This is a genomic window from Actinopolymorpha sp. NPDC004070 (genome assembly GCF_040610475.1).
Classification (GTDB): domain Bacteria; phylum Actinomycetota; class Actinomycetes; order Propionibacteriales; family Actinopolymorphaceae; genus Actinopolymorpha.
In genome coordinates, this window is sequence record NZ_JBEXMJ010000007.1 from 306,117 (window position 1) to 327,462 (window position 21,346).

Annotated in this window: 18 protein-coding genes; 13 read left to right on the forward strand and 5 right to left on the reverse strand. The window is 71.9% G+C overall.

Annotated elements, in window-relative coordinates:
• Nucleotides 1-35: 35 nt before the first annotated feature.
• The 8 genes from ABZV93_RS15410 (at nucleotide 36) to ABZV93_RS15445 (ending at nucleotide 8,104) form a co-directional block, all read left to right on the forward strand.
• The gene (locus ABZV93_RS15410) at nucleotides 36-785 is read left to right on the forward strand and encodes a GntR family transcriptional regulator (protein ID WP_354935572.1); all 750 of its coding nucleotides are present in this window, start codon (nucleotides 36-38) and stop codon (nucleotides 783-785) included.
• Complete coding sequence (locus ABZV93_RS15415) at nucleotides 782-2,008, forward strand: alpha-hydroxy acid oxidase (protein ID WP_354935575.1); 1,227 nt, start codon at nucleotides 782-784, stop codon at nucleotides 2,006-2,008. The genes ABZV93_RS15410 and ABZV93_RS15415 overlap by 4 nt, the downstream gene beginning before the upstream one ends.
• A 161-nt stretch (nucleotides 2,009-2,169) precedes the next feature.
• Complete coding sequence (locus tag ABZV93_RS15420) at nucleotides 2,170-2,745, forward strand: hypothetical protein (protein WP_354935578.1); 576 nt, start codon at nucleotides 2,170-2,172, stop codon at nucleotides 2,743-2,745.
• A gap of 87 nt (nucleotides 2,746-2,832) precedes the next feature.
• Nucleotides 2,833-3,597 (forward strand): class III extradiol dioxygenase subunit B-like domain-containing protein, encoded by a 765-nt coding sequence (locus tag ABZV93_RS15425; protein ID WP_354935581.1) that lies wholly within the window; start codon nucleotides 2,833-2,835, stop codon nucleotides 3,595-3,597.
• A gap of 151 nt (nucleotides 3,598-3,748) precedes the next feature.
• On the forward strand, nucleotides 3,749-4,711 hold the full coding sequence (gene miaA, locus ABZV93_RS15430) for a tRNA (adenosine(37)-N6)-dimethylallyltransferase MiaA (protein ID WP_354935674.1): 963 nt from the start codon (nucleotides 3,749-3,751) through the stop codon (nucleotides 4,709-4,711).
• Nucleotides 4,712-4,886: 175 nt separating this feature from the next.
• Complete coding sequence (gene ggt / locus ABZV93_RS15435) at nucleotides 4,887-6,758, forward strand: gamma-glutamyltransferase (RefSeq protein ID WP_354935584.1); 1,872 nt, start codon at nucleotides 4,887-4,889, stop codon at nucleotides 6,756-6,758.
• A 110-nt stretch (nucleotides 6,759-6,868) separates the two neighbouring features.
• On the forward strand, nucleotides 6,869-7,723 hold the full coding sequence (dapF, locus tag ABZV93_RS15440; RefSeq protein WP_354935587.1) for a diaminopimelate epimerase: 855 nt from the start codon (nucleotides 6,869-6,871) through the stop codon (nucleotides 7,721-7,723).
• A gap of 216 nt (nucleotides 7,724-7,939) precedes the next feature.
• Nucleotides 7,940-8,104, forward strand: coding sequence for a hypothetical protein (locus ABZV93_RS15445; RefSeq protein ID WP_354935590.1), 165 nt, complete (start codon nucleotides 7,940-7,942; stop codon nucleotides 8,102-8,104).
• Nucleotides 8,105-8,170: 66 nt separating this feature from the next.
• Here the strand turns inward: ABZV93_RS15445 and ABZV93_RS15450 are convergent, their stop codons facing one another.
• On the reverse strand, nucleotides 8,171-9,487 hold the full coding sequence (locus tag ABZV93_RS15450) for an enolase C-terminal domain-like protein (RefSeq protein ID WP_354935593.1): 1,317 nt from the start codon (nucleotides 9,485-9,487) through the stop codon (nucleotides 8,171-8,173).
• 344 nt (nucleotides 9,488-9,831) lie between these two features.
• Between ABZV93_RS15450 and hflX the strand changes: the two genes are divergently transcribed.
• Complete coding sequence (gene hflX, locus ABZV93_RS15455) at nucleotides 9,832-11,316, forward strand: GTPase HflX (RefSeq protein WP_354935596.1); 1,485 nt, start codon at nucleotides 9,832-9,834, stop codon at nucleotides 11,314-11,316.
• Between the two features lie 99 nt (nucleotides 11,317-11,415).
• On the opposite strand, the gene ABZV93_RS15460 is transcribed toward hflX, so the two are convergent.
• Complete coding sequence (locus tag ABZV93_RS15460) at nucleotides 11,416-12,048, reverse strand: rhomboid family intramembrane serine protease (protein ID WP_354935599.1); 633 nt, start codon at nucleotides 12,046-12,048, stop codon at nucleotides 11,416-11,418.
• A 266-nt stretch (nucleotides 12,049-12,314) separates the two neighbouring features.
• Between ABZV93_RS15460 and ABZV93_RS15465 the strand changes: the two genes are divergently transcribed.
• The gene (locus ABZV93_RS15465; RefSeq protein WP_354935602.1) at nucleotides 12,315-13,082 is read left to right on the forward strand and encodes a GIDE domain-containing protein; all 768 of its coding nucleotides are present in this window, start codon (nucleotides 12,315-12,317) and stop codon (nucleotides 13,080-13,082) included.
• An 87-nt stretch (nucleotides 13,083-13,169) separates the two neighbouring features.
• Here the strand turns inward: ABZV93_RS15465 and ABZV93_RS15470 are convergent, their stop codons facing one another.
• Nucleotides 13,170-15,077, reverse strand: coding sequence for a S9 family peptidase (locus tag ABZV93_RS15470; RefSeq protein WP_354935605.1), 1,908 nt, complete (start codon nucleotides 15,075-15,077; stop codon nucleotides 13,170-13,172).
• Between the two features lie 229 nt (nucleotides 15,078-15,306).
• Here ABZV93_RS15470 and ABZV93_RS15475 point away from each other — a divergent pair, with 229 nt between their 5' ends.
• A complete protein-coding gene (locus ABZV93_RS15475) occupies nucleotides 15,307-17,394 on the forward strand; it encodes an ATP-dependent DNA helicase (RefSeq protein WP_354935608.1) in 2,088 nt (695 codons plus the stop codon).
• 42 nt (nucleotides 17,395-17,436) lie between these two features.
• On the opposite strand, the gene ABZV93_RS15480 is transcribed toward ABZV93_RS15475, so the two are convergent.
• Entirely contained in the window at nucleotides 17,437-18,303 is an 867-nt protein-coding gene (locus tag ABZV93_RS15480; protein ID WP_354935611.1) for a hypothetical protein, read from the reverse strand.
• 43 nt (nucleotides 18,304-18,346) lie between these two features.
• A complete protein-coding gene (lexA, locus tag ABZV93_RS15485) occupies nucleotides 18,347-19,081 on the reverse strand; it encodes a transcriptional repressor LexA (protein ID WP_354935614.1) in 735 nt (244 codons plus the stop codon).
• A 359-nt stretch (nucleotides 19,082-19,440) separates the two neighbouring features.
• On the opposite strand from lexA, the gene ABZV93_RS15490 reads away from it, so the two are divergent.
• Both ABZV93_RS15490 and nrdR read left to right on the forward strand, forming a co-directional pair.
• Entirely contained in the window at nucleotides 19,441-20,124 is a 684-nt protein-coding gene (locus ABZV93_RS15490) for a LysM domain-containing protein (RefSeq protein WP_354935617.1), read from the forward strand.
• A 575-nt stretch (nucleotides 20,125-20,699) separates the two neighbouring features.
• Nucleotides 20,700-21,194, forward strand: coding sequence for a transcriptional regulator NrdR (gene nrdR / locus ABZV93_RS15495; protein WP_354935677.1), 495 nt, complete (start codon nucleotides 20,700-20,702; stop codon nucleotides 21,192-21,194).
• Nucleotides 21,195-21,346: the final 152 nt, after the last annotated feature.

Here is a 21,346-nt window from a genome sequence, read left to right on the forward strand (position 1 = left end):
CCGGCCGTCGGCCGGGTTGTGACACAATCTCGCCCATGAGCGAGGCCAGCCGGACGGCCGCCGAGCAGGTGGCGGAAGTGCTGCGCGCCCGGCTCCTCGACGGAGCGCTGCCACCCGGCGCGCACCTGTCGGAGGAGCAGCTGGCCACGGAGTTCGGTGTCGGCCGCTACACCGTGCGGGCGGCGCTGCGGGCGTTGGTGACCGCCGGCCTGCTCACGCACGTACGCCATCGCGGCGCGTTCGTCCCCGACCTCACCATCGAGCGGGTGGAGGAGTTGTTCGGCTACCGCGCCGTCATCGAGCTCGGGGCGCTGCGGCTCGCCCTCGCCGGCGGGCGCGACCTGGCTCCGGTAGCGGCCGCTGTCGCCGCTCTGGAAGCCGTCGACCGGCCCGGCGGCTCGCCCGCCGCCTGGCACGACGTCACCGCCGCACACCGTGCCGTGCACCACTCCCTGGTCGCGGCGGCCGGCAACCCCCGCCTCCTCGGCGCGTACTCCGCGTGCGAGGACGAGCTGCAGTTCCTGCTCGCCTTCGCACGGCCGGAGTTCACCCCCGGTCGCCTCGCCCGCCTGCACCGGGAGCTGCTGACCAACCTCGACCGCGGCGTGGAGAAGGCCCAGCGTGCCCTCGCCGACGACCTGGAGGTCGGCCGGCAGGGGCTGGTCCGCGCGCTCGCCCTGCCCACCGACCCGCCGGTTGATCCGCCGGCCGCCCAGCCGACCGCCCCGCCCAGTGATCCGCCCCGACCGAAGAGTCCCGCCGGACAAGGGAGAACCCCCAGATGACGACGCAACGCCGACTGCCCCGCTGTTCCGAGCTCCGTCCGCTGGTGCGCACCCGCCGGCCGGAGCTGGACGCCACCAAGCGGCGCCTGGACCGCGCCCTGACGATCGCGGACCTGCGGGCGGTGGCCAAGCGGCGCACGCCGAGGGCGCCGTTCGACTACACCGACGGCGCGGCCGAGGGCGAGGTCACCCTGAACCGCGCGCGTTCGCTGTTCCACCGGCTGCAGTTCAACCCGAGCATCCTGCGGGACGTGTCCAGGGTCGACCCGAGCACGACCATCCTTGGCCGGCCGTCGGCGTACCCCTTCGCGTTCGCACCGACCGGCTTCACCCGGATGATGCAGCACGAGGGCGAGCCCGCGGTGGCCCGCGTCGCCCAGCGCACCGGTATCCCGTACGCCCTGTCGACCATGGGCACGACCTCGATCGAGGACGTCGCCGCGGCCGCGCCCGAGGCGGACAAGTGGTTCCAGCTGTACGTCTGGACCGACCGCGCCGCCGGCAAGGACCTGGTGGACCGCTCGCTGGCCGCCGGCTACACCACGCTCGTGCTCACCGTGGACGTGCCGGTCGCGGGCGCCCGGCTGCGCGACGTACGCAACGGCATGACGATCCCGCCCAGCCTCACCCCGAAGACCATCCTCGACATGGGCATGCACCCGGCGTGGTGGCTGAACCTGCTGACCACCGAGCCGCTGACGTTCGCGTCCCTGTCGGACTGGCCGGGCACGGTGGCCGAGCTGATCAACCACATGTTCGACCCCTCGGTGACCTTCGACGACCTGGCCTGGATGCGGGAGGTGTGGCCCGGGTCGCTGGTCGTCAAGGGCATCCAGAACGTCGACGACGCCCGCAAGGTGGTCGACCTCGGCGTCGACGGCGTGGTGATCTCCAACCACGGTGGCCGCCAGCTCGACCGCGCGCCGGTGCCGCTGCAGCTGCTGCCGAAGGTGGTGGACGCCGTGGCCGGCCGGGCCGAGGTCTACATCGACACCGGCGTCATGACCGGCGCGGACATCGTGGCCGCCTGCGCGCTCGGCGCGCGCGCGGTACTGATCGGCCGGGCGTACCTCTACGGCCTGATGGCAGGCGGCGAGCGTGGCGTGCAGCGGGCCGTGGAGATCCTCGGCAGCGAGATCACCCGCACCATGCAGCTGCTCGGCGCCGCCGAGGTCGGTGAGCTGCGGCCCGAGCACGTCACGCTGCCCGCGGTCGCGTTCTGACCGGGGAGGCCGCTCACTGCTCGCCTGAGCCGGCGCGGGAGTTCCGCACCGTCGGCGGACTTTCCGGGTCGGCCTGGGGATATCCCTCGTGCTTCCCCGGGGGCTTCGGTGCAGGATGGACGGAGGGCTGATCGGGCCGAGGCGACGGAAGGTGAATGCGAATGTACGACGACGCGACCTGGTTCCCGGTCTGCGCCGGACTGAGCGCCTTGGGTGTGGTCGCGGCGTTCTTCGCGTTCCGCCGCCGGGGCGCGGCCGCCGGTATCCGGCTGTTCGGCTGGGCCGTGCTGCCGATGGCGATCTACCTCACCGGCATGGTCCGGCTGTTGTGGACCGTCGGCGCTGCGCTGGTCAAGTGGGTGAGCGGGTTCGTGTTCAGTCCGTACGTCTGGACCGGGCTCGCGTTGTTCGGGGTCGCGGCGATCTGCCTGCCGGTCGCCGCGGCCATGCGCCGGCGCCAGGCGAGCCGCGCCGGCGAGGTGGAGACGGGACGTACCGCGGCGGGCACCCGAGCCGCCGGTTCGGGCACCGGTGGTTCCAGGGCCGGTGGTTCGAAGGCCATCGATGCCGGGGCCGGAGGGGCAGCGGGCGGCCGGACGAACACTGGTAAGGCCTCCGTCACGCCGAAGCCGGTCGAGCAGAGCAGGGGCCGGAGCAAGGGCAAGGACGACGACGAGGACCCGCTCGCGGGCTTCGAGGACATCGACGAGATCCTCAAGCGCCGCGGCATCAGCTGACCCATGGGGCGGCCGGTCACGGACGACTCCGGATCGCGCCCGGGTCGTCGAGCCGCGGGTGGAAGCGCCGACGTTACGCTGCCCGCCGTGCCCGTCCTGCCCGCGGCGCCCGTCGTCGTAGCCGCCGCCGTGTGCCCGCATCCGCCGCTGATGATCCCGGCACTGGCCGGCGCGAACGCCGAGGAGCTGGCCGGTCTGCGGTCGGCCGCCCGGTCCGCCGTTCGGCAGCTGGTGGCCGCCGAGCCCGACGTGGTGGTCTGCGTGGGCGCCGCGCCAGCCGCGGACACCGTGCTCACCTGGGGGACCACCGCGACCGGATCGCTCGCCGCGTACGGCGTCGACGTACGAGTCGGCGCGTCCGCCGGGACGGCGAAGCCGGACCTGCCGGTCGCGCACACGGTCGGCGCCTGGCTGCTGGACAGCTGCGGACACACGGGGGAGCGCAGCTACGTCGGCGTACCCGACATCTACGACTCCGCCCGATGCGCGGACCTCGGCGCAGCGCTCGTTCGCACCTCCACCGCGCAGGCGGGCCGGATCGGCCTCCTGGTGATGGGCGACGGCTCCGCGCGCCGGGACCAGCACGCCCCCGGAGCCGCCGATCCACGCGCACCGAAGCTGGACGCGCTGGTGGCCACCGCGCTGGGAAGAGGTGACCTCGACGGACTCCGGGGGCTTCGACCCGACCTGGCGCGTGAGCTGCTGGTTGCCGGCCGGGCTGCCTGGCAGGTGCTGGCCGGTGCGGTGGAGGCCGCTGTGGCGGGCGGTCGCCGGCTCGAACCACGTCTGCTGGCGGACGAGGCTCCTTACGGTGTCGGCTACTTCGTCGCGTACTGGCGACTGCTCGGCTGACACTCCGGACGCCGGTGGCCGGGTGCTCGCGAGCCTTCCCGCAATGGTGGACTGGAGCGAGTTCTACCCGGGCCGTACCGGCCGCACACCACGCCGTACCGCGAGCAGCCCTCGCGAAGAGCCCGCCCGACCGGAGAAGGAGACCGAACGCGTGACCCGCCCCTCGGTGCTCGCCGTCGTCGGACCGACCGCGGCCGGCAAGTCCGACCTCGCCGTCGCGCTCGCGCAGCGGCTGCACGGTGAGGTGGTCAACGCCGACTCGATGCAGGTCTACCGGGGGATGGACATCGGAACCGCCAAGTTGCCGCTGCCCGAGCGCGGCGGCGTGCCCCACCACGTGGTGGACGTCCTCGACGTGGGGGAGACCGCGACCGTGGCGGAGTTCCAGCAGCGGGCCCGATCGGCGATCGCCGACTGCCACGGCCGCGGCGTGCTGCCCGTCGTGGTGGGCGGGTCGGCGTTGTACATTCGGGCGATCCTGGACAGGTTCGAGTTCCCCGGCACCGACCCGGCGATCCGGGCACGGCTGGAGAGCGAGCTCGCGCGGGTCGGCGCCGACCGCCTGCACGCCCGGCTGGCCGAGCTGGACCCGGCCGCGGCCGCCGGGATCCTGCCGACGAACACCCGGCGGATCGTGCGCGCGCTGGAGGTGGTCGAGCTCACCGGACGGCCGTTCACCGCGAGCCTGCCCGCCTACGAGTACACCTTCCCGCACGTGTGTCAACTCGGCCTTGACGTGCCCCGGGACGTGCTGGACGAACGCATCCGCGAGCGGGTGGACCGGATGTGGGACGCTGGATTCGTCGCGGAGGTACGCCGGCTGGACGCGGCCGGGTTGCGTACCGGCCTGACCGCCGCCCGGGCACTCGGCTACGCCCAGGTGCTGGCGTACCTCGCCGGCGAGTGCACCGAGCAGGAGGCGAAGGAGCAGACCGTCCGCGCGACCCGGCGGTTCGCGCGCCGGCAGGACTCGTGGTTTCGCCGCGACCCGCGGATCCACTGGCTGCCGTACGACGCGCCGGATCTGGTCAACCGTGCGGTCGATCGTGCTACCGGCGGGGCGGTCGCCCCCACGGCCGACAGCACCCGCGACGACGCCTCCGACCTGGGCTGACGCCGTGTCGGCTCGAGGTGGTGCGCCATCCGCGGACGAGGCGGGCCCTCGCGGCGGCGGACGTGCGAGTCTGCCGATCCCTGGCATGATCAACCACCTTCGCCACCGTGGTTCGGGGTCAGCCGTTCCCGCATGGACGGTCCGCAGGACCGAGCCGCCGAGAAGGGAGCAGTCGATGCGTCGATCCGTCGTCGTCACCGCGGTGGGGGCGCTGGTCGCCACCGCCGCGCTGGGGTCGGTCGCGGCCGCCGATCAGCCGCGCGGCCACCAGCCGAGGAACGAGCCGGCCAAGACACCGGTTGCCCGTGGTTACGGCGGTGCGGTGTCGACCGTCGACCTGGACGCGACGCGGGCGGGTATCGACGTACTTCGCGAGGGCGGCAACGCGGTCGACGCCGCTGTGGCCGCGGCCGCGACGCTCGGTGTCACCGAACCCTTCTCCGCGGGCGTCGGCGGCGGTGGCTTCTTCGTCTACTACGACGCGAAGTCGGGCAAGGTGCACACCATCGACGGACGCGAGACCGCGCCGGCGAGTGCCACCGACAAGCTGTTCGTCGACCCGGAGACGGGCAAGCCGTTGCCGTTCCAGGACGCCCGGGTGAGCGGCCTGTCCGTCGGGGTGCCGGGTACGCCCGCGACCTGGGACCGCGCTCTGGACGAGTGGGGCACCTGGTCGCTGCGCCGGGCGCTGGCGCCGGCGACGAAGGTGGCCTCGCGCGGGTTCGTGGTCGACGACACGTTCCGCTCCCAGATCCAGGAGAACGCCGACGTCTTCGACGACTTCACCTCCACCCGGAAGCTCTATCTTCCCGACGGCGCTCCGCCCGCGGCCGGCTCGGTGTTCCGCAACCGCGACCTCGCGGACACCTACCGCATGCTGGCTCGCGAGGGCATGAAGCCGTTGTACGACGGCGTGCTCGGCGCCGAGATCGCGCGTACCGTGCAGCACCCGCCGGTCGCCCCCGACGCCGACCGGGTGGTCCGTCCCGGTGCCATGACCACCGACGACCTGGCCGCCTACGACGCGCCCGTGCGGGCACCGACGAAGGTCGACTACCGCGGCATGGACGTGTTCGGCATGGGGCCGCCGTCCTCGGGCGGCTCGACCGTCGGTGAGGCGCTGAACATCGTCGAGGCCGCGAACCCCTCCCACCAGGACAGGGTGGGCGTGCTGCACACCTACCTCGAGGCGTCCGCGCTCGCCTTCGCCGACCGCAACCGCTACGTCGGCGACAGCGACCAGGTGGACGTGCCGCTGCCGGCGCTGATGTCGCAGGGCTTCGCCGACGAGCGCGCCTGCGAGATCAAGCCCGACGCCGTACTGAAGAAGCCGGTCGCACCGGGTGTGCCCGACGGCGACTACGGCGACTCCGCCGGCTGTGACACCAAGGCCGCGGTCGCGCCGGCCGACCCGCACGAAGGGCCGTCCACGACCCACCTCACCGCGTCCGACCGGTGGGGCAACGTCGTGTCGTACACGCTCACCATCGAGCAGACCGGCGGCTCGGGCATGGTCGTGCCCGGTCGCGGCTTCCTGCTGAACAACGAGCTGACCGACTTCAACTTCGAGCCGACGCAGGGCGACGCGCCCGACCCCAACCTGCCCGGCCCGGGCAAGCGGCCACGTTCGTCGATGTCGCCCACCATCGTGTTGAGGGAGGGGGACCCGGTGCTCGCGCTGGGCAGCCCGGGCGGAGCGACGATCATCACCACCGTCCTGCAGACCCTGGTCAACCGCTACGAGCTTGGGATGAGCCTTCCGGACGCGGTGGCGGCTCCCCGCGCCTCGTCGCGAAACACCGCACTCGAGGCCGAACCGGCATTCCTCGCCTCTCCGGAGGGGAAGGCGCTGGCCGCGAAGGGGCACGCGTTCAAGTCCGTGCCGGAGATCGGTGCGGAGACGGCGATCCAGTTCGGGGACCGTGGTGCGGTCGAGGCGGTGGCCGAGCCCACCCGCCGCGGCGGCGGCGCGGCGATGGTCGTCCTGCCCACGGGCGGACACCACCACGGGCACGGCGACCAGGGGCACGTTCCGGCGCCGCGGTGACGCGGACGACCCCGTAGCCTGGGATGGACGTACGTCTGCCCGGCCCGCCGAGGGGCCGGGCCGGGCAGACGTCAGGCGTCAGGCGTAGTCGGAGGAAGGAACGTCCGCGGGTGAGCACGTCCACGGTGGCCTGGGTCAAGGGCCACGGCACGGAGAACGACTTCCTGCTCGTCCACGACCCCGACGGCACCCTGTACCCTCATCTGGACGCCGCAGCGGTGCGGCAGCTGTGTGACCGGCGACGCGGGGTCGGCGCCGACGGTGTCCTGCGAGTCGTACGCACCGACGCGATCGAGGACGGCCGGGCCTTCGTCGGCACGGCCGAGTGGTTCATGGACTTCCGCAACGCCGACGGCTCCGTGGGCGAGATGTGCGGGAACGGCGTCCGCGTGTTCGCGCACTTCCTGCGCACCCGCGGCCTGGTCGACGGCACCGGCGAGGTGCCGGTGGCGACCAGGGCGGGTCTGCGGCCGGTGCGGTTCGAGGCCGACGGCCAGCTCACGGTCGGGATGGGCGTGGCCGGGTTCCCCGAGTCCGGCGGCTTGGTGATGGCAGCCGGCGGGCGTACGTGGGACGCGGTGGCGGTCGACATGGGCAACCCGCACGCGGTGGCGATGGTCGACGACCTCGCCGACCCCGGCGCCCTGCTGGACCCGCCGGTGTGGACGCCGGCCGAGGTGTTCCCCAAGGGGGTGAACGCGGAGTTCGCCGTGCGCCGGGGTGACCGCCACCTGGCGATGCGGGTGCACGAACGCGGCGTCGGCGAGACCCGGTCCTGCGGCACCGGCGCGTGCGCGGTGGCGGCCAGCGTGGCCCGCGCCGACGGCGTGACCGCCCCCGCTTCGTACCGCGTGGACGTTCCCGGCGGTACGCTCACCATCGCCCTGCTGTCCGACGGTTCGGTGGAGATGACCGGCCCGGCCGTCCTCACCGCCCGCGGCGAGCTGGACCTGACCCTGGGGTGAGCGCGGCGCCGCGAGAGGGGCCGCCTCGGGATGCTGCTCCTGGATGGCGCGAACCCCGCTCCCGAGTCCTGCGAATACCAGACCCTGAGTGTGCGCACCGGGGTCGGTCCGGGTCGACCCTGGGTATCCCGCCGGGTTTTCTCCTCCCGAAGACGGAGTCGACGCCCGACCTGTGACTCAGGCGGCGTGTCGGTGGCCCGGGATACGGTCAAGAACATGGACACCACCAGCTCCCCAGACGGCGAGGACGTGCTGCGTGCGCAGCGGCGTCGGGCCGTCCTGCGGCAGGTGCAGGCCCGCCGGGCGTCGGCATTTGCCCGGAGGTCCGCGATCGCCCGGACGGCCGTGCTCCTGCGTTCCGCCAACTACCACGAACGCTGAGGAAGAGCCCCGCGGCTTCTTCCCCAGCGTTCGCTCGTCAGCGCGCGGCTCGTCGGCGCTCGATCGTCACGGACGTTGCACGGTGCCGTCCGGCAGCCGGGTGCGCGTCCAGGCGTCCCTGACCAGCGGCTCCACCGGCGGGTACTTCGCCGCGAGGTCCTCGTCCAGGTCGACGCCCAGCCCTGGTGTGTCGCTCGGCCACAGGTGACCGTCACGCACCTGCGGGCAGCCGGGGAACACCTCCGCCGCGGTCTCGCTGAAGACGTGCTGCTCCTGGATGCCGAAGTTCGGCGCGGCGAGGTCGAGGGCGAGGTTGGCCGCATGACCCACGGGGGAGACGTCGCCCGGACCGTGCCACGCCGTCCGGATCCCGAACAGCTCCGCGGCGTTGGCGAGGCGCCAGGCCGGCGTCAGCCCCCCGATCGCGGAGATGTGGCAGCGCACGAAGTCGATCAGCCGGTCGCGTACCAGCGGCACGTACTCCGCCGGATTGGTGAACAACTCGCCGATCGCCAGCGGCGTGGCTGCCTGGGCGCGCACCGTCGGCAGCCAGCCGAGGTCCTCCGGTGCCAGCAGGTCCTCCAGGAAGAACAACCCGAACGGCTCCAGCGCCTTGGCCAGCCGGACCGCCTGCGTCGGGTTCAGCCGTTCGTGCACGTCGTGCAGCAGGTGCACGCTCTCGCCCAGCTGGTCGCGCAGGTGGGCGAACAGCTCCGGTACGACTCGCAGGTAGGAGTCCGGGTCCCAGGCGTCGGGCACCAGTGCGGCCCGTGTCGATCCGGTGCCCGAGCCGACCGGTCCACGGTCGGGAGCACCAGGTGCAGCGGACACGCCGTAGGTGAGCGCACCCGGCACCGCCACCTGACAGCGGACGTACCTGTAGCCCTTCTCCGCGAACGCGCGTACGCCGTCCTCCACCTCCGCCGCGTCCCGGCCCGAGGCGTGCCCGTAGACGGGGACCGCGCTGCGGCACCGGCCGCCCAGCAGCTGCCAGACGGGCAGCCCGGCCTGCTTGCCCTTCAGGTCCCACAGCGCCATGTCGACACCGGACAGGGCGTTGTTGAGGACCGGACCCGACCGCCAGTACGAGCTGAGGAACAACGAGCCGGCGATGTCGGTGACGTCGGCCGGGTCACGACCGATCAGCTGGGGAGCGAGGTAGGAGTCGACCGCCTCCGCGACCGCGCGGGCACGCTGGGTGAACGTCGCGCACCCCAGGCCGTAGAGCCCGGGGTCGGAGGTCTCGATCTTCACCACGACGAGGGTGATGTTCTCCGGCGCGGTGAGGATGGTCCGGACCCTGGTGATCCGCGTCCCGCCGCTTCCGGGGGCTTGCCAGGGCGGGGCGGCGAGGGGTTCGGGGCTGTGCTCGGGCGAGGTCACCAGGCATCCTTCCGGTTCGTTCTGGTTCGTTCGTTGTGGTTGGTACTGTCCGAAGGCTCGTTCTGTTCGTACTGTCCGAATGTTCGTCAGGTCCGCGGCCAGTCTGGGGGCCTCAGCCGACCCTAAGAAGTACGCCCGGGCCGGTGCCACCGAAGCGACCCGGGTCGGCCGGGATGGGCTGGTTTCGGTCAACCGGCGCTCGGAGCGCAGGCGCGGCCTCGTCGATCCGGGGGAGATCCGCGGGACCGAATCGGCGCAGCCGCGACATATCCGGATGCACGACTGGCTGCGAGGTGCCACGATTGGGGAAGCTACGGCCGACCCGTGGCGTTGACTGGAGTTGTATGACACTACGACGCGAAGATCACACCGACGCCGACCGTACGGCGCCGACAGCACCGGCGGATGACGCCGGCCTGCGCATCACGGTGGTCGACCGGGAGTTTCCGGTGGACGACCCCGCGACAGGCGAACTGGACCTGGAAGACCGCCAGGCCCTCCGGCGGGTGGCCGGATTCTCCACCCAGCTCACCGATATCACCGAGGTCGAGTACCGCCGGCTCCAGCTGGAGCGCGTGGTCCTCGTCGGGGTGTGGACCGGTGGAAGCATCGCCGACGCCGAAAACTCCCTCCTCGAGCTCAAGCTGCTCTCGGAGACTGCCGGCGCGGAGGTGCTGGAAGGGCTGATCCAGCGGCGCAGCCGGCCCGACCAGGCGACCTACATCGGGCGCGGAAAGGTCGAGGAGCTGCGCGAGGAGGTGATCGCCACCGGCGCGGACACCGTGATCTGCGACGGCGAGCTGAGCCCCGCCCAGCTGCGCAACCTGGAGGAGCGGGTCAAGGTAAAGGTCATCGACCGCACCGCGCTGATCCTGGACATCTTCGCCCAGCACGCCAAGAGCCGTGAGGGCAAGGCCCAGGTCGAGCTGGCCCAGCTGTCCTACTTCCTTCCCCGCCTACGTGGTTGGGGTGGCAACCTCTCCCGTCAGGCCGGCGGCCGTGCGGGCGGTGCCAGTGGCGGTGTCGGTGTGCGTGGCCCCGGTGAGACGAAGATCGAGCTCGACCGGCGCCGCATCCGCACCCGGATGGCCAAGCTTCGGCGCGACATCGAGGGCATGAAGACCGGCCGCAGCACCAAGCGGCAGCGGCGGCGCCGTAACGCCGTGCCCTCCGTCGCGATCGCCGGCTACACCAACGCCGGCAAGTCCTCGTTGCTCAACCGGCTCACCGGTGCCGGGGTGCTGGTCGAGGACGCGTTGTTCGCCACGCTGGACCCGACGACCCGCCGGGCCACCGCGCCCGACGGGCGGCTGTTCACCTTGACCGACACGGTTGGCTTCGTCCGGCACCTGCCGCACCAGTTGGTGGAGGCGTTCCGGTCGACGCTGGAGGAGGTTGCCGAGGCCGATCTCGTCGTGCACGTCGTGGACGGCGCGCACGCCGACCCCGCGGGCCAGATCAGTGCCGTACGCGAGGTGCTGGCCGAGGCCGGTGCGGGTGACCTGCCGGAGATCGTGGCGATCAACAAGGCCGACCTGGCCGACCCGATCGAGCTGGCCCGGCTGCAGACGCTGGTGCCCCGTTCCGTCGTGGTCTCCGCGCGCACCGGCGCGGGCGTGCCGGAGCTGCTGGAGATGATCGGCGCCGCGCTGCCCCACCCCGAGGTCGAGGTGAGTGCGCTCGTCCCGTACGCCCGCGGTGACCTGGTGGCGAAGGTGCACGAGCACGGCGAGGTGATCGAGGTCGAGCACACCGCCGACGGCACCCGGCTGCGTGCCCGGGTCGATCCCGGTCTGGCGGCGACGCTGAACGGCTTCGCCACCGCCTGAGTGCCGCGTGGTGCGCCGGCGCACCACGCGCACATACGGCTGAACGTTCCGCGCGATCGGGTGTCCTCGGGTGGTCTCGGGGACACCCGTTCGCGCTCGTCAGCCGCGGTAGCTCGCGACGGTCGGCGGATGGCGCCGGGCCTCGCTGAGCAGGCCGGCGGTGAGCACGCCGCCGATGGCACCGAACAGATGCCCCTGCCAGGAGATCCCGGCCTGGGGCAGAAGCCCACCCAGTAACGCACCGCCCCACACCAGGATGACCACCAGGCCGATCAGGAGTTGGCCGAGGCTGCGGCTGAACACGCCGCGGGCGATGAGGTATGTCGCGTACCCGAACACCACGCCGCTCGCACCGATCGTCACCGAACCCGGCGGAGACGTCAGCCAGGTGCCGAGGCCGCTGACCAGCGCGATCAGTCCGGTGACCAGCAGGAGCCGGGCCGCGCCCGCCACCGCGATGATCGCGCCCAGCATCAGCAGCGGAATGGTGTTGGAGATCAGGTGGCCGAAGCCCGCGTGCAGGAACGGTGCGAACGCGATGCCGAGCAGCCCCTCGGTCTCGCGCGCCTGGATGCCGTAGCCGTCCAGGTGATGGCCGAGCATCAGGTCGGCCATCTCGCTCACCCACATCAGGCCGATCAGCCCGATGAGCGCCTTCAGACCCGTGACGCCGGGGTCGGGTGCCCGACCGGATCCGCGTCGGTCGGACCATCGGGAGGTCTCGAAGGCCATATCCCAACCATGCCTGATCGGTGCAAGGGCGCGGGTGGACGCCCCTGATTCTCAGCAGCTTCTCATTCCCGCGCTTCTCCGTGGTGCCCGCGTTCGCCGGTGACCCCGTGCTCCCCGCGGGGAGCACGGGGTCACCGCGGGGATTCCCTTGTCTCGTTTGGGATTCCTTGTCGCATCCCGCATCCTGCCGGTATCCGTGGACTCTCGCGGACATTAGGATCGTCCGAGTTTTCACAGAACGCACGGGGGGCAGTCGAATGATCGTCGTGGGCATCGTCGTCCTGGTCGTGGGGGCTGTGTGCGCATACTTCGCCCGGAGCGCGCGTGCCAGGCAGCACGCCATGATCACCACCGACACGCTGAGCGCACAGGAGCTGGGTGCCCTTCAGCAGGCCGCCGTGCAGGCCGCCGGGCCGGGTGCCTTTCGCTACCGGGTCGAGGTGACCGGTCAACTGTGCGCCGGTGAGGCCGGGCCCCTGAGGTCGGAGCTCGCGAAGGTCGACTGCGTCTGGCACCGGCACGTGGTGACCCGGAAATACTGGGAGACCCGGCGCGACAGAAAGGGGAGCAGCCGACGGGTCAGCCGTACCGAAGTCGTGTCCCAGCACTCCTCCGGGCAGCCCTTTCGCGTGCAGGACCCGAGCGGTGTGGTGACGGTCTACCCGGGTGACGTCGCGGTCGACGGGGCGCAGAAGGTGCTCGACCGGTTCGAGCGAGACACCGGCGGTGGCCAGGCCACCCTCCAGCTCGGGAAGTTCCGCATGAGCATCCCGGCCGGTGATTCCGGCACCGACGGTTATCAGTACGAGGAGTGGGTCCTGCGCCCGGGCCGGCGGGCCTACGTTCTGGGCGAGGCGAGCGACGGTACCGGCGAGCTCGCCATCACCGATCCCCTGATCGTGAGTACCCGCACCGAGGCCGAACTGCTCGCCAGGTCACACTCCCGGCAACAGGCGTTCACGATCGCGGCGGTGGTAGCGGCGGTGGGCGGGGTCGCCTCGACCGCCGTCGGCCTGGTCCAGATCTTCGGCTAGGGCCCGTCTGGCACGGTCGTCACCAGGTGTCCGGGGCGGCCGGCCGGGTACGCCCGCCGACCGCCGGGCTGCGTGTGCCGTGATCCGTCAGGACTCCGTGCGACCACCGAGGTGCTCGGCCAGGAAGCGCTCGGCCGCGGCGTAGTAGATCTCGCGGTTCTCCGGCCGGGCGAGTCCGTGTCCCTCGTCGGGGAATAGGAGGTACTCGTGGGGGAGTCCCTTCGCCTTCAGCGCGTCCACGATCTGCTCCGCCTCGGCCTGCTTCACCCGCGGGTCGTTGGCGCCATGCGCCACCAGGACCGGGATGGCGATGTCGTCGACTCGGGAGAGTGGAGAGCGTTCCCAGAGCATGTCCTTCTCGGTCTCCGGGTCTCCCACCTTGGCGTACATCATCGCTACCAGCGGCTTCCAGTACGGCGGGATCGAGCTGAGCAGGGTGAGCAGGTTGGACGGCCCGCACAGGTCGACCGCGCAGCGGAACGCCTCCGGGGTGAACGCCGCGCCGGCGAGGGCCGCGTAACCGCCGTAGGAGCCGCCCATGATGCCCACCCGGTCGCGATCGACGAGACCCCGGCCGACCAGGTGCTCGACCGCGTCCAGGAGGTCGGTGTGCATCGACCGGCCCCACTGTTTGTCGCCGGCGTTGCCGAACGCCTTGCCGTAGCCGGTGGAGCCGCGGTAGTTGATCTCCACGCTGACGTAGCCGCGGTTGGCGAGCCACTGCGCCTCGGCGTTGTAGCCCCAGCTGTCGCGGGCCCACGGGCCGCCGTGGACGTTCAGCACCGCCGGCAGGTCACGGCGTTCGATGTCGGGCGGGAACGTCAGGTAGCCGTGGATCTCCAGACCGTCCCGGGCGGTGAACGCGAACGGCTCCATCGGAGCCAGCGGATAGCCCGCGAGGTCCGGCTTGTGGGAGAACAGGAACTTCAGGCTCCTCGTCGGCCGGTCGTACAAGTAGTAGCGCACCGGGCCGTCGGAGGGCATCAACGAGACCAGCCAGGTGCGTTCGGTGCGTTCGGACCTGGTGATCCCGAGCTCACCGTCGAGCCCCAGCGCGGACCGCACCTCCTCCACCGCCCGGCCGAAGTCCTCGTCGATGTACTCCCAGACCTCGCGGTCCTTGTCGAAGATCACCGCCTGCGGCGCCCTGGTCTGTGGGTCGAACTCGACCCCGCCGACGTCGTAGGCGTCGTCACCGGCGAGCACCCTCTGTGAGCTGCCGTCCGCGCCCGCCTGTCCGTCGCTCTGCCCGCCGCCCAGTTCGGCTTCCCGCTCAGCCGCGGCCAGGTCGACCTCGACCAGCCGGGCGGCGTTGACCCCCACCGACGACACGAGGTAGAGGGTGCGGCCGTCGCGGGAGAAGCCCAGCGGGCTGGTCGTGTTGGTGTCCTCGGCCGACACCTCCAGCCAGGGGTGGAAGTCGCCGGCCTCGTCGGCGAGGTAGTAGACCGCGCCGCCGTCCTCGGTGATCGAGGCCGCGCCGCGCACCTCCAGGTCGGTGTCGGCCAGCCAGCCGACGAAGCCGGGGTTCTCGATCCGCTTGTGCAGCTCGTCGGTCTCCAGGTCGAGCTCGTAGACGTCGTGCAGCTCGGGCCGGTCCTTGTTGATGCCGAGCAGCACCGTGGTCGGATGCCAGCGGTTGTGGCCGAGGACCCGGACCTGCACGCCGTCGTACGGCGTGACACACCGCTCGCGGCCGTCGGTGAGGTCGAGCAGGTGCAGCCGCCAGTTTTCGTCGCCGTCGGCGTCCTGGAGGTAGAACAACGTCCGGTCGTCGTGGCAGAAGCCGAAGACCCGGATGCCCTGGCCACGGTCGTGGGTGAGCGGCGTCGCCTCCTGCGGGCGGTCGACCGGGCCGACCCAGACGTTCAGTACGCCGTCCTCGGGAGCCAGGAATCCGAGCAGCGTGCCGTCGGGGGAGACCGTGGGGCTCGCGTAGGTCGGGTTCCCGAACAGAACCCCGCGGGGGATGAGCGGAACGGCGTCGTAGGTCATGCAGCGATCCCACCACATCCCGGGGAGATTCGGCAGGTCGGGACGTCCGTGCCCTGCTTGTATGTCCTGCCCTGCCCTGATGTCCGGCCCCGCCCTGCCTGCCACCCGGCCCGCCCTGCCTGCCGTCCGAGCACGGCGTGCCGCCTCTCCCCGGCCTGCCCTGCTCGACCGGGCGGCTCGTGCGGTGCCGTCGGTTCGGGCCGGACCGGGCCCGGTATAGCCTCGCGGGATGGCCGACGCAGCGCGGGGTTCCGCCGACCAGCAACGTCCCGACCACCGCGTGCGAGAGTTGCTCCACGACGCCGTCGACGCCCTCGCCGGCATGGAGCGCCCCGGTCAGTTGGTGATGGCGGATGCGGTCGCCCGGGCGATCGCCACCGGCGAGCATCTCGTCGTCCAGGCGGGTACCGGCACCGGGAAGTCTCTTGCCTACCTCGTCCCGGCGTTCCTGAACCCCGGCGGCGGCAAGCGTCCCGTCGTGGTCGCCACCGCCACCCTCGCGTTGCAGGCCCAGCTGGTCGGCCGCGACCTTCCGCAGCTCGCGGACGCGATCGAGAAGCGGCTCGAACGCCGTCCGTCGTACGCCATCCTCAAGGGACGCCACAACTACGCCTGCCTGCACCGCGTCCGTGACGGTGTGCCCGACGAGCAGGGCGCGCTGCTGGAACGCGTGCCGAGCGGTCCGCTCGGCCGGCAGGTGCTGGAGCTTCGGTCGTGGGCGGCGAAGCAGGCGCAGACCGGCGGTGACGGTGACCGGGACGCCGCGCCCACCCACCAGGACCGCGCCTGGGCGCAGGTCGCGGTGTCCTCCCGGGAGTGCCTGGGCGCGCAGCGCTGCCCGTACGGCGAGGAGTGCTTCGCCGAACGCGCCCGCGAGCGCGCTCTCGCGGCGGACGTGATCGTCACCAACCACGCGCTCCTCGCCATCGACGCGCTGGAGAACATCTCGGTGCTCCCGGACTATGACGTGGTGATCATCGACGAGGCGCACGAACTCGCCGCCCGGGTGACCGGGACCGCCTCGGCCGAGCTCAGCCCGGGCATGATCGAGCGCGCCGCCCGGAGGGCGACCCCGTTCTGCGAGGGCGGTGAGGCCGACCCGCTGGAGGACGCGGGGGAGGCGCTGCGCTCGGCGCTGGCGTCCGCCCCGCTGGGCAGGGTGGAGACACCCAGCTCTGAGCTGGCCGCCGCGGTCGCACTGGTCCGTGACTCCGCGCGCGCGGCCTGGTCGGCGTTCCCCAGCGAGAAGAAGGACTCCGACGCCGAGTCGGGCCGGCGGCAGGCGCGTTCCTACGTCGAGCAGATCCGCGACGTCGCCGAACGCGTCAGCGCGTTGTCGCCGTACGACGTGGTGTGGGTGGCCGAACGCGAGCGGGGTGGTCCGGAGCTTCGGGTCGCGCCGCTGTCGGTCGCGGGCCTGCTACGGGAGAAGCTGCTCGCCGAGCGGACCTGCGTCCTCACCTCGGCAACACTGAAGCTGGGCGGGGACTTCGACTCCGCCGCACGGTCGGTGGGTCTGCGCCCGGTCGACCGGATCCCGGACGGGGAGGACGGCCGGGCCGGCGGGGGTACGCCCGAACAGACCGGGAAGCAGGACCGCGAACCGGCGGGTGAGGGCGGCAAGGACGTCGTGGAGCCGCTGCCATGGCGCGCTCTGGATGTCGGCTCGCCGTTCGACTACGAGCGGCAGGCGATCCTCTACGTCGCCCGCAGGTTGGCTCCGCCCGGTCGTGGCGGGATCTCCCCGCGTGTCCTGGAGGAGGTCGGCGAGCTGGTGGAGGCGGCCGGCGGTGCGACGTTGGGGTTGTTCTCGTCCCGCCGGGCGGCGGAGGAGGCGGCCGCGGCGGTGCGGGACCGGCTGGGAACGGAGGTGCTCTGCCAGGGCGAGGGGCAGCTGAGTGAGCTGCACCGGAGGTTCGCCGCCGAGCCGGACACGTCGTTGTTCGGGACGCTGTCCCTGTGGCAGGGCCTCGACGTGCCGGGGGACGCCTGTCAGCTCGTGATCATCGACAGGATTCCGTTCCCGCGCCCGGACGACCCGCTGATGTCGGCGCGTCAGCGCGCGGTCGACGAGGCGGGAGGGAACGGCTTCATGTCCGTGGCGGCCACGCACGCCGCGCTCCTGCTCGCGCAGGGGGTCGGTCGCCTCATCCGCAGGTCGACCGACCGTGGAGTGGTGGCGGTGCTCGACCCGCGGCTGGTCACCGCGCGATACGGCAACTACCTGCGGGCGTCGCTGCCGCCGATGTGGTTCACCGGAGACCGCGACGTCGCGCTCGGTGCGCTGCGCCGGCTGCGGTCGGCCCGCGAGAGCTGAGACCGCGCGAGCACAGCCGGCGTCAGCTGGTCGCCGGCCGGGTCAGGGGCGGTGGACGCACACCGCGACAGGGGTCTGCTGCCGGCCCTGGCCGAACGGGTTGTCGCGGAAGAGCTCGGCGAAGAACTCGGCCGGCCGGCTGGTGTCGTGGCCCAGGACATCCCGGCCCAGGTCGTTGGAATCGATCACCACGGTGCCGCCGAGCGTGCCGGCCGGACCCGGCGGGAGCACCTTGCGAAGCGTCGCGGTGATCTCGGCGGCCATCTTGTCGGGGGCCTTCGGCGGCAGCTTCGCGGAGACGTTGGACGGGAACGCGGAGTAGGGCGTCGGGCCGTCGATCGCGTTGACCCGGTGACCGGCGACCCGGTAGAACCAGCCGCGCCGGCCCAGTGCCTTGCCCACGACGCTCGCCCCGGCCGCGACCATGATGCGCGGAAGCCCGGCCTCCTTGATCGCCAGCTGCATGGTCCACGGGCTGCCGAGTCCGATGCCGTGCGGTGTGCGCTGCACCCACTTCGACAGCACCCGGGCCGCCGGAGTCGGGTTGATCTCCCAGGTGAAGTAGGACCGTCCCTGGGAGATCGCCACGATCTTCTCGCTCACCACGACGTACCAGGGCTCGTCGAACGCGCCCTCGAACCTGCTGTCGTCCTCGGCGAGCCGGACCGTCTTGACCACGTAGTCGCTGAGTTTGTCCGCCACCGGGTCACCCCGGCCGAACAGGTCGGTCTGGATCGGGACGCGTGCCCATCGCGTCCCGTCCACCTCGATGGTCAGACTCTTCCCGGCGTTGGGGTCCAGCGGCTCCTTCGGAGGAGGTCCCGGACGCCCGGACTCGGCAACACCTATGTTGACGGGTGCCTGATCGGATCCGGGCGTGGTGCCGGTCTCAGCCGCTGGGTCGGACATGTCGCTCCCGGTGATGACTCCTGTGACGAGCGTCGCATCCTGCTCAGACGCGACGTAGAACGGCGACGACCTTACCGAGAATGACGGCATCGTCTCCAGGGATGGGCTCGTACGCCGGATTGTGAGGCACCAGCCACACCTTGCCGTCACGGGGCCGATAGGTCTTGACGGTCGCCTCGCCGTCGATCATCGCCGAGACGATCTCCCCCGACTCCGCCTCGGGCTGCTGGCGCACGACCACCCAGTCGCCGTCGCAGATGGCCGCCTCCACCATGGAGTCGCCTCGGACGCGGAGCAGGAAGAGCTCACCCTCGCCGACGAGCTGGCGCGGCAGCGGCATGATCTCCTCGACCGACTGCTCGGCCAGGATCGGGCCACCGGCCGCGATCCGGCCCACCACCGGCACGAACGCGGGGGCCGGGCGGTCCTCGCCGCTGTCGGTCTCGTCGTAGGCCGGCACTCCCGCCAGGGGCCGCCGGGTGGACGTGGACGGTGCGAGCACCTCGAGCGCCCGGGGCCGGTTGGGGTCGCGGCGGATGAAGCCCTTGGTCTCCAGGACCCTTAGCTGGTGGGCGACCGACGAGGACGACGTCAGCCCTACGAGGTCACCGATCTCACGCATCGCCGGGGGATAACCGCGCGTCTCCACCGAGTCGCGGATCACCTCGAGGATGCGTCGCTGGCGTGGAGTGAGCCCGGTCGCGTCGGGTGGTCCGTCGGGGAGCTCCCGGACGGTCGCCGTCGGGGACTCGGTCGCTGTGTTTTTCCGCTTGGGCATAGCGGCTGTCTCCTTCCACAGATTTCGGGTCGCGACTCTGCCGACCCTCGGAAGTGAGCCTAGAGCCTGGTCAGAGCACTTTCAAACATCTGTTCGACGCGTGTCGCGATTGTTTTACGAAACCACGAAACACCAGGTAAGGGAGCGTCCGGACAGCCGCGTCGAACGTGTTTTCGAGCGAACTCTGGTGCTTGTCGGTGGGCTGGTGTAGAAATCCATCAGTAAGTACGTCGAACAGTCGTTCGAGCGCCGATGCCGGAAGTGGAGACGCGGACGTGTGAAGCGGAAGCGGCCGGCGCCGACACGGCGGAGGGCGACGACGTGACGGAAGTGAATCGGTGTTCGTGGGAGGTCGGACGATGAGCAACAGCGCGTCGGTGGTCTATCTCGAGGACTTCGTGTCCCGTCGGGCCGGCGGTGCTCCCGAGCGCGGCCGCCGGCACCTCAGTCCGGTCGCGCCACCGGTGGACCCGGGCGCCGGCCGTGCCGATGGCGTGCGGCGTGACGGCGTCCCGTCCCGCGGCGTCCACCCGTTCCTCCGCGTTCCGCACGAGGGGATGGGCGGGGCTCGGGCGGAGGTTCCTGCCGTCCCTCACGTCGATCCGCGCGAGGTGGCGCCCGGGCAGGTGCGCCCCACCCGGCGGTCGCCGGCCGATCGCCGACGTCCCCCGCGACCGCGGGGCGTCCGGTCGTGCGTGCTTCCGGACGACGGGCGGGACGGCGCCTCCACTCTGCGCCTGACCCGGCGGGGCCGGCTGGCGCTGACCACGCTGACGGCCATGGCGGCGCTGGCGTTCGTTGCCGTCCTCGGGCTCCTGGCGCAGGCCGCGTTCGATGCCGCGGCCGGCGGGGCGGAGCGTCCGACTGCCACGACCACGATCACGGTGGAGCCCGGGGAGACGATGTGGGGGATCGCCACCCAGCTCACCCCTGGCGCCGACCCGCGGGCGACCGTCGACGAGATCGCCCGGCTGAACGACCTGTCCCGCGCCGGAGACCTGCGCGCCGGCCAGCGGCTGATCGTCCCCGTTCAGGCCCGCTGACCCGCCTTCGGCCAGTCTGTCCAGGTCCCTTCCGCCGGCCTGTCCGACTGCGTACGTGCACGGTTGCGCTGCCGCCCGGGTGTCTGCCCGTCCCGCGGCTTGTTCGCCCATCCCCCGACCTGCCTCCGACCTGCCTCTCGCGGACCTGTGCCTCTCGCCGACCTGTGCCTCTCGCCGGCCGCCGGTGCAGGCGTGGGCGCCGTGTGCCGGCATGTCCCGTGCGCTTCCGTGCCCCCACCGGCGGAGGAACAGGTCGCCCATTCGCGACATCTCCGGGCCGACACGCCGAGCCGGAAACTTGCTTTCGAATCGCCCCGCGAGCCTGACCTGCAAGGACGCCGACACGTGTGCGCGGCGACACGCAGGGCGCCTTGCGTGCCCGGCGGGACCGACGTAGCGTACCCCTAGATGTGGTAGTTACAGACCTGTAAGTCATCCACAGGTTGTGATTCGCAAGGCACAGGTTCTCCCCAGGTCATCCACAGGTTCGTCCCCAGGGGAGAGGGTGCCGGCGGGTGTCGGACGGAGATCGGCCGGGCGTCGCGCCCGCCGGCGGCGAGGGGAGTCACGAGGCGATGCACTGCCCGTTCTGCCGGCATCCTGACAGTCGGGTGGTCGACAGCCGCACCGCCGACGACGGCGCGGCCATCCGGCGCCGGCGCCAGTGCCTGGACTGCGAGCGCCGGTTCACCACGGTCGAGCAGGTCACGCTCGCGGTGGTCAAACGCAGCGGCGTCACCGAGCCGTTCAGCCGCGAGAAGGTCATCACCGGGGTCCGCAAGGCGTGCAAGGGCCGCCCGGTCACCGAGGACTCTCTCGCGCAGTTGGCCCAGCGGGTGGAGGAGGCGATCCGGTCCACCGGTTCGGCGGAGATCCCCTCGCACGAGGTGGGGCTCGCCATTCTCGGTCCGCTCCGAGAGCTGGACGAGGTGGCCTACATGCGCTTCGCCAGCGTCTACCGCAGCTTCGACACCCTGGCCGACTTCGAGGCCGAGATCGCGGTGCTGCGTGCCGAACACGACGAGACGGTGCCCGAGCCACGGCCGGGGCACCAACCCACCCGGCCCTAGACGAGCGGCCCCGGACGAGCGGCCCCGGACGCACCCGGCGCGGACACGCCGGCCGCCCACGACGACGGAACACGAAGAAAGTCCACGAGAAGTCCACGACCTGCCCGGGGCGGACGAGGGGAAGCGTCCCGCCCGGACCACGAGGCTGATCA

Bases quoted from the DNA above. Each gene is read 5' to 3' on its own strand.
- ABZV93_RS15490 (WP_354935617.1), top strand. From the start codon at position 19,441: ATGAGCAACAGCGCGTCGGTGGTCTATCTCGAGGACTTCGTGTCCCGT.
- ABZV93_RS15420 (WP_354935578.1), top strand. From the start codon at position 2,170: ATGTACGACGACGCGACCTGGTTCCCGGTCTGCGCCGGACTGAGCGCC.
- ggt (WP_354935584.1), top strand. From the start codon at position 4,887: ATGCGTCGATCCGTCGTCGTCACCGCGGTGGGGGCGCTGGTCGCCACC.
- ABZV93_RS15480 (WP_354935611.1), bottom strand. From the start codon at position 18,303: ATGTCCGACCCAGCGGCTGAGACCGGCACCACGCCCGGATCCGATCAG.
- nrdR (WP_354935677.1), top strand. From the start codon at position 20,700: ATGCACTGCCCGTTCTGCCGGCATCCTGACAGTCGGGTGGTCGACAGC.
- ABZV93_RS15415 (WP_354935575.1), top strand. From the start codon at position 782: ATGACGACGCAACGCCGACTGCCCCGCTGTTCCGAGCTCCGTCCGCTG.
- ABZV93_RS15470 (WP_354935605.1), bottom strand. From the start codon at position 15,077: ATGACCTACGACGCCGTTCCGCTCATCCCCCGCGGGGTTCTGTTCGGG.
- ABZV93_RS15460 (WP_354935599.1), bottom strand. From the start codon at position 12,048: ATGGCCTTCGAGACCTCCCGATGGTCCGACCGACGCGGATCCGGTCGG.
- hflX (WP_354935596.1), top strand. From the start codon at position 9,832: ATGACACTACGACGCGAAGATCACACCGACGCCGACCGTACGGCGCCG.
- lexA (WP_354935614.1), bottom strand. From the start codon at position 19,081: ATGCCCAAGCGGAAAAACACAGCGACCGAGTCCCCGACGGCGACCGTC.
- ABZV93_RS15445 (WP_354935590.1), top strand. From the start codon at position 7,940: ATGGACACCACCAGCTCCCCAGACGGCGAGGACGTGCTGCGTGCGCAG.
- ABZV93_RS15410 (WP_354935572.1), top strand. From the start codon at position 36: ATGAGCGAGGCCAGCCGGACGGCCGCCGAGCAGGTGGCGGAAGTGCTG.
- ABZV93_RS15475 (WP_354935608.1), top strand. From the start codon at position 15,307: ATGGCCGACGCAGCGCGGGGTTCCGCCGACCAGCAACGTCCCGACCAC.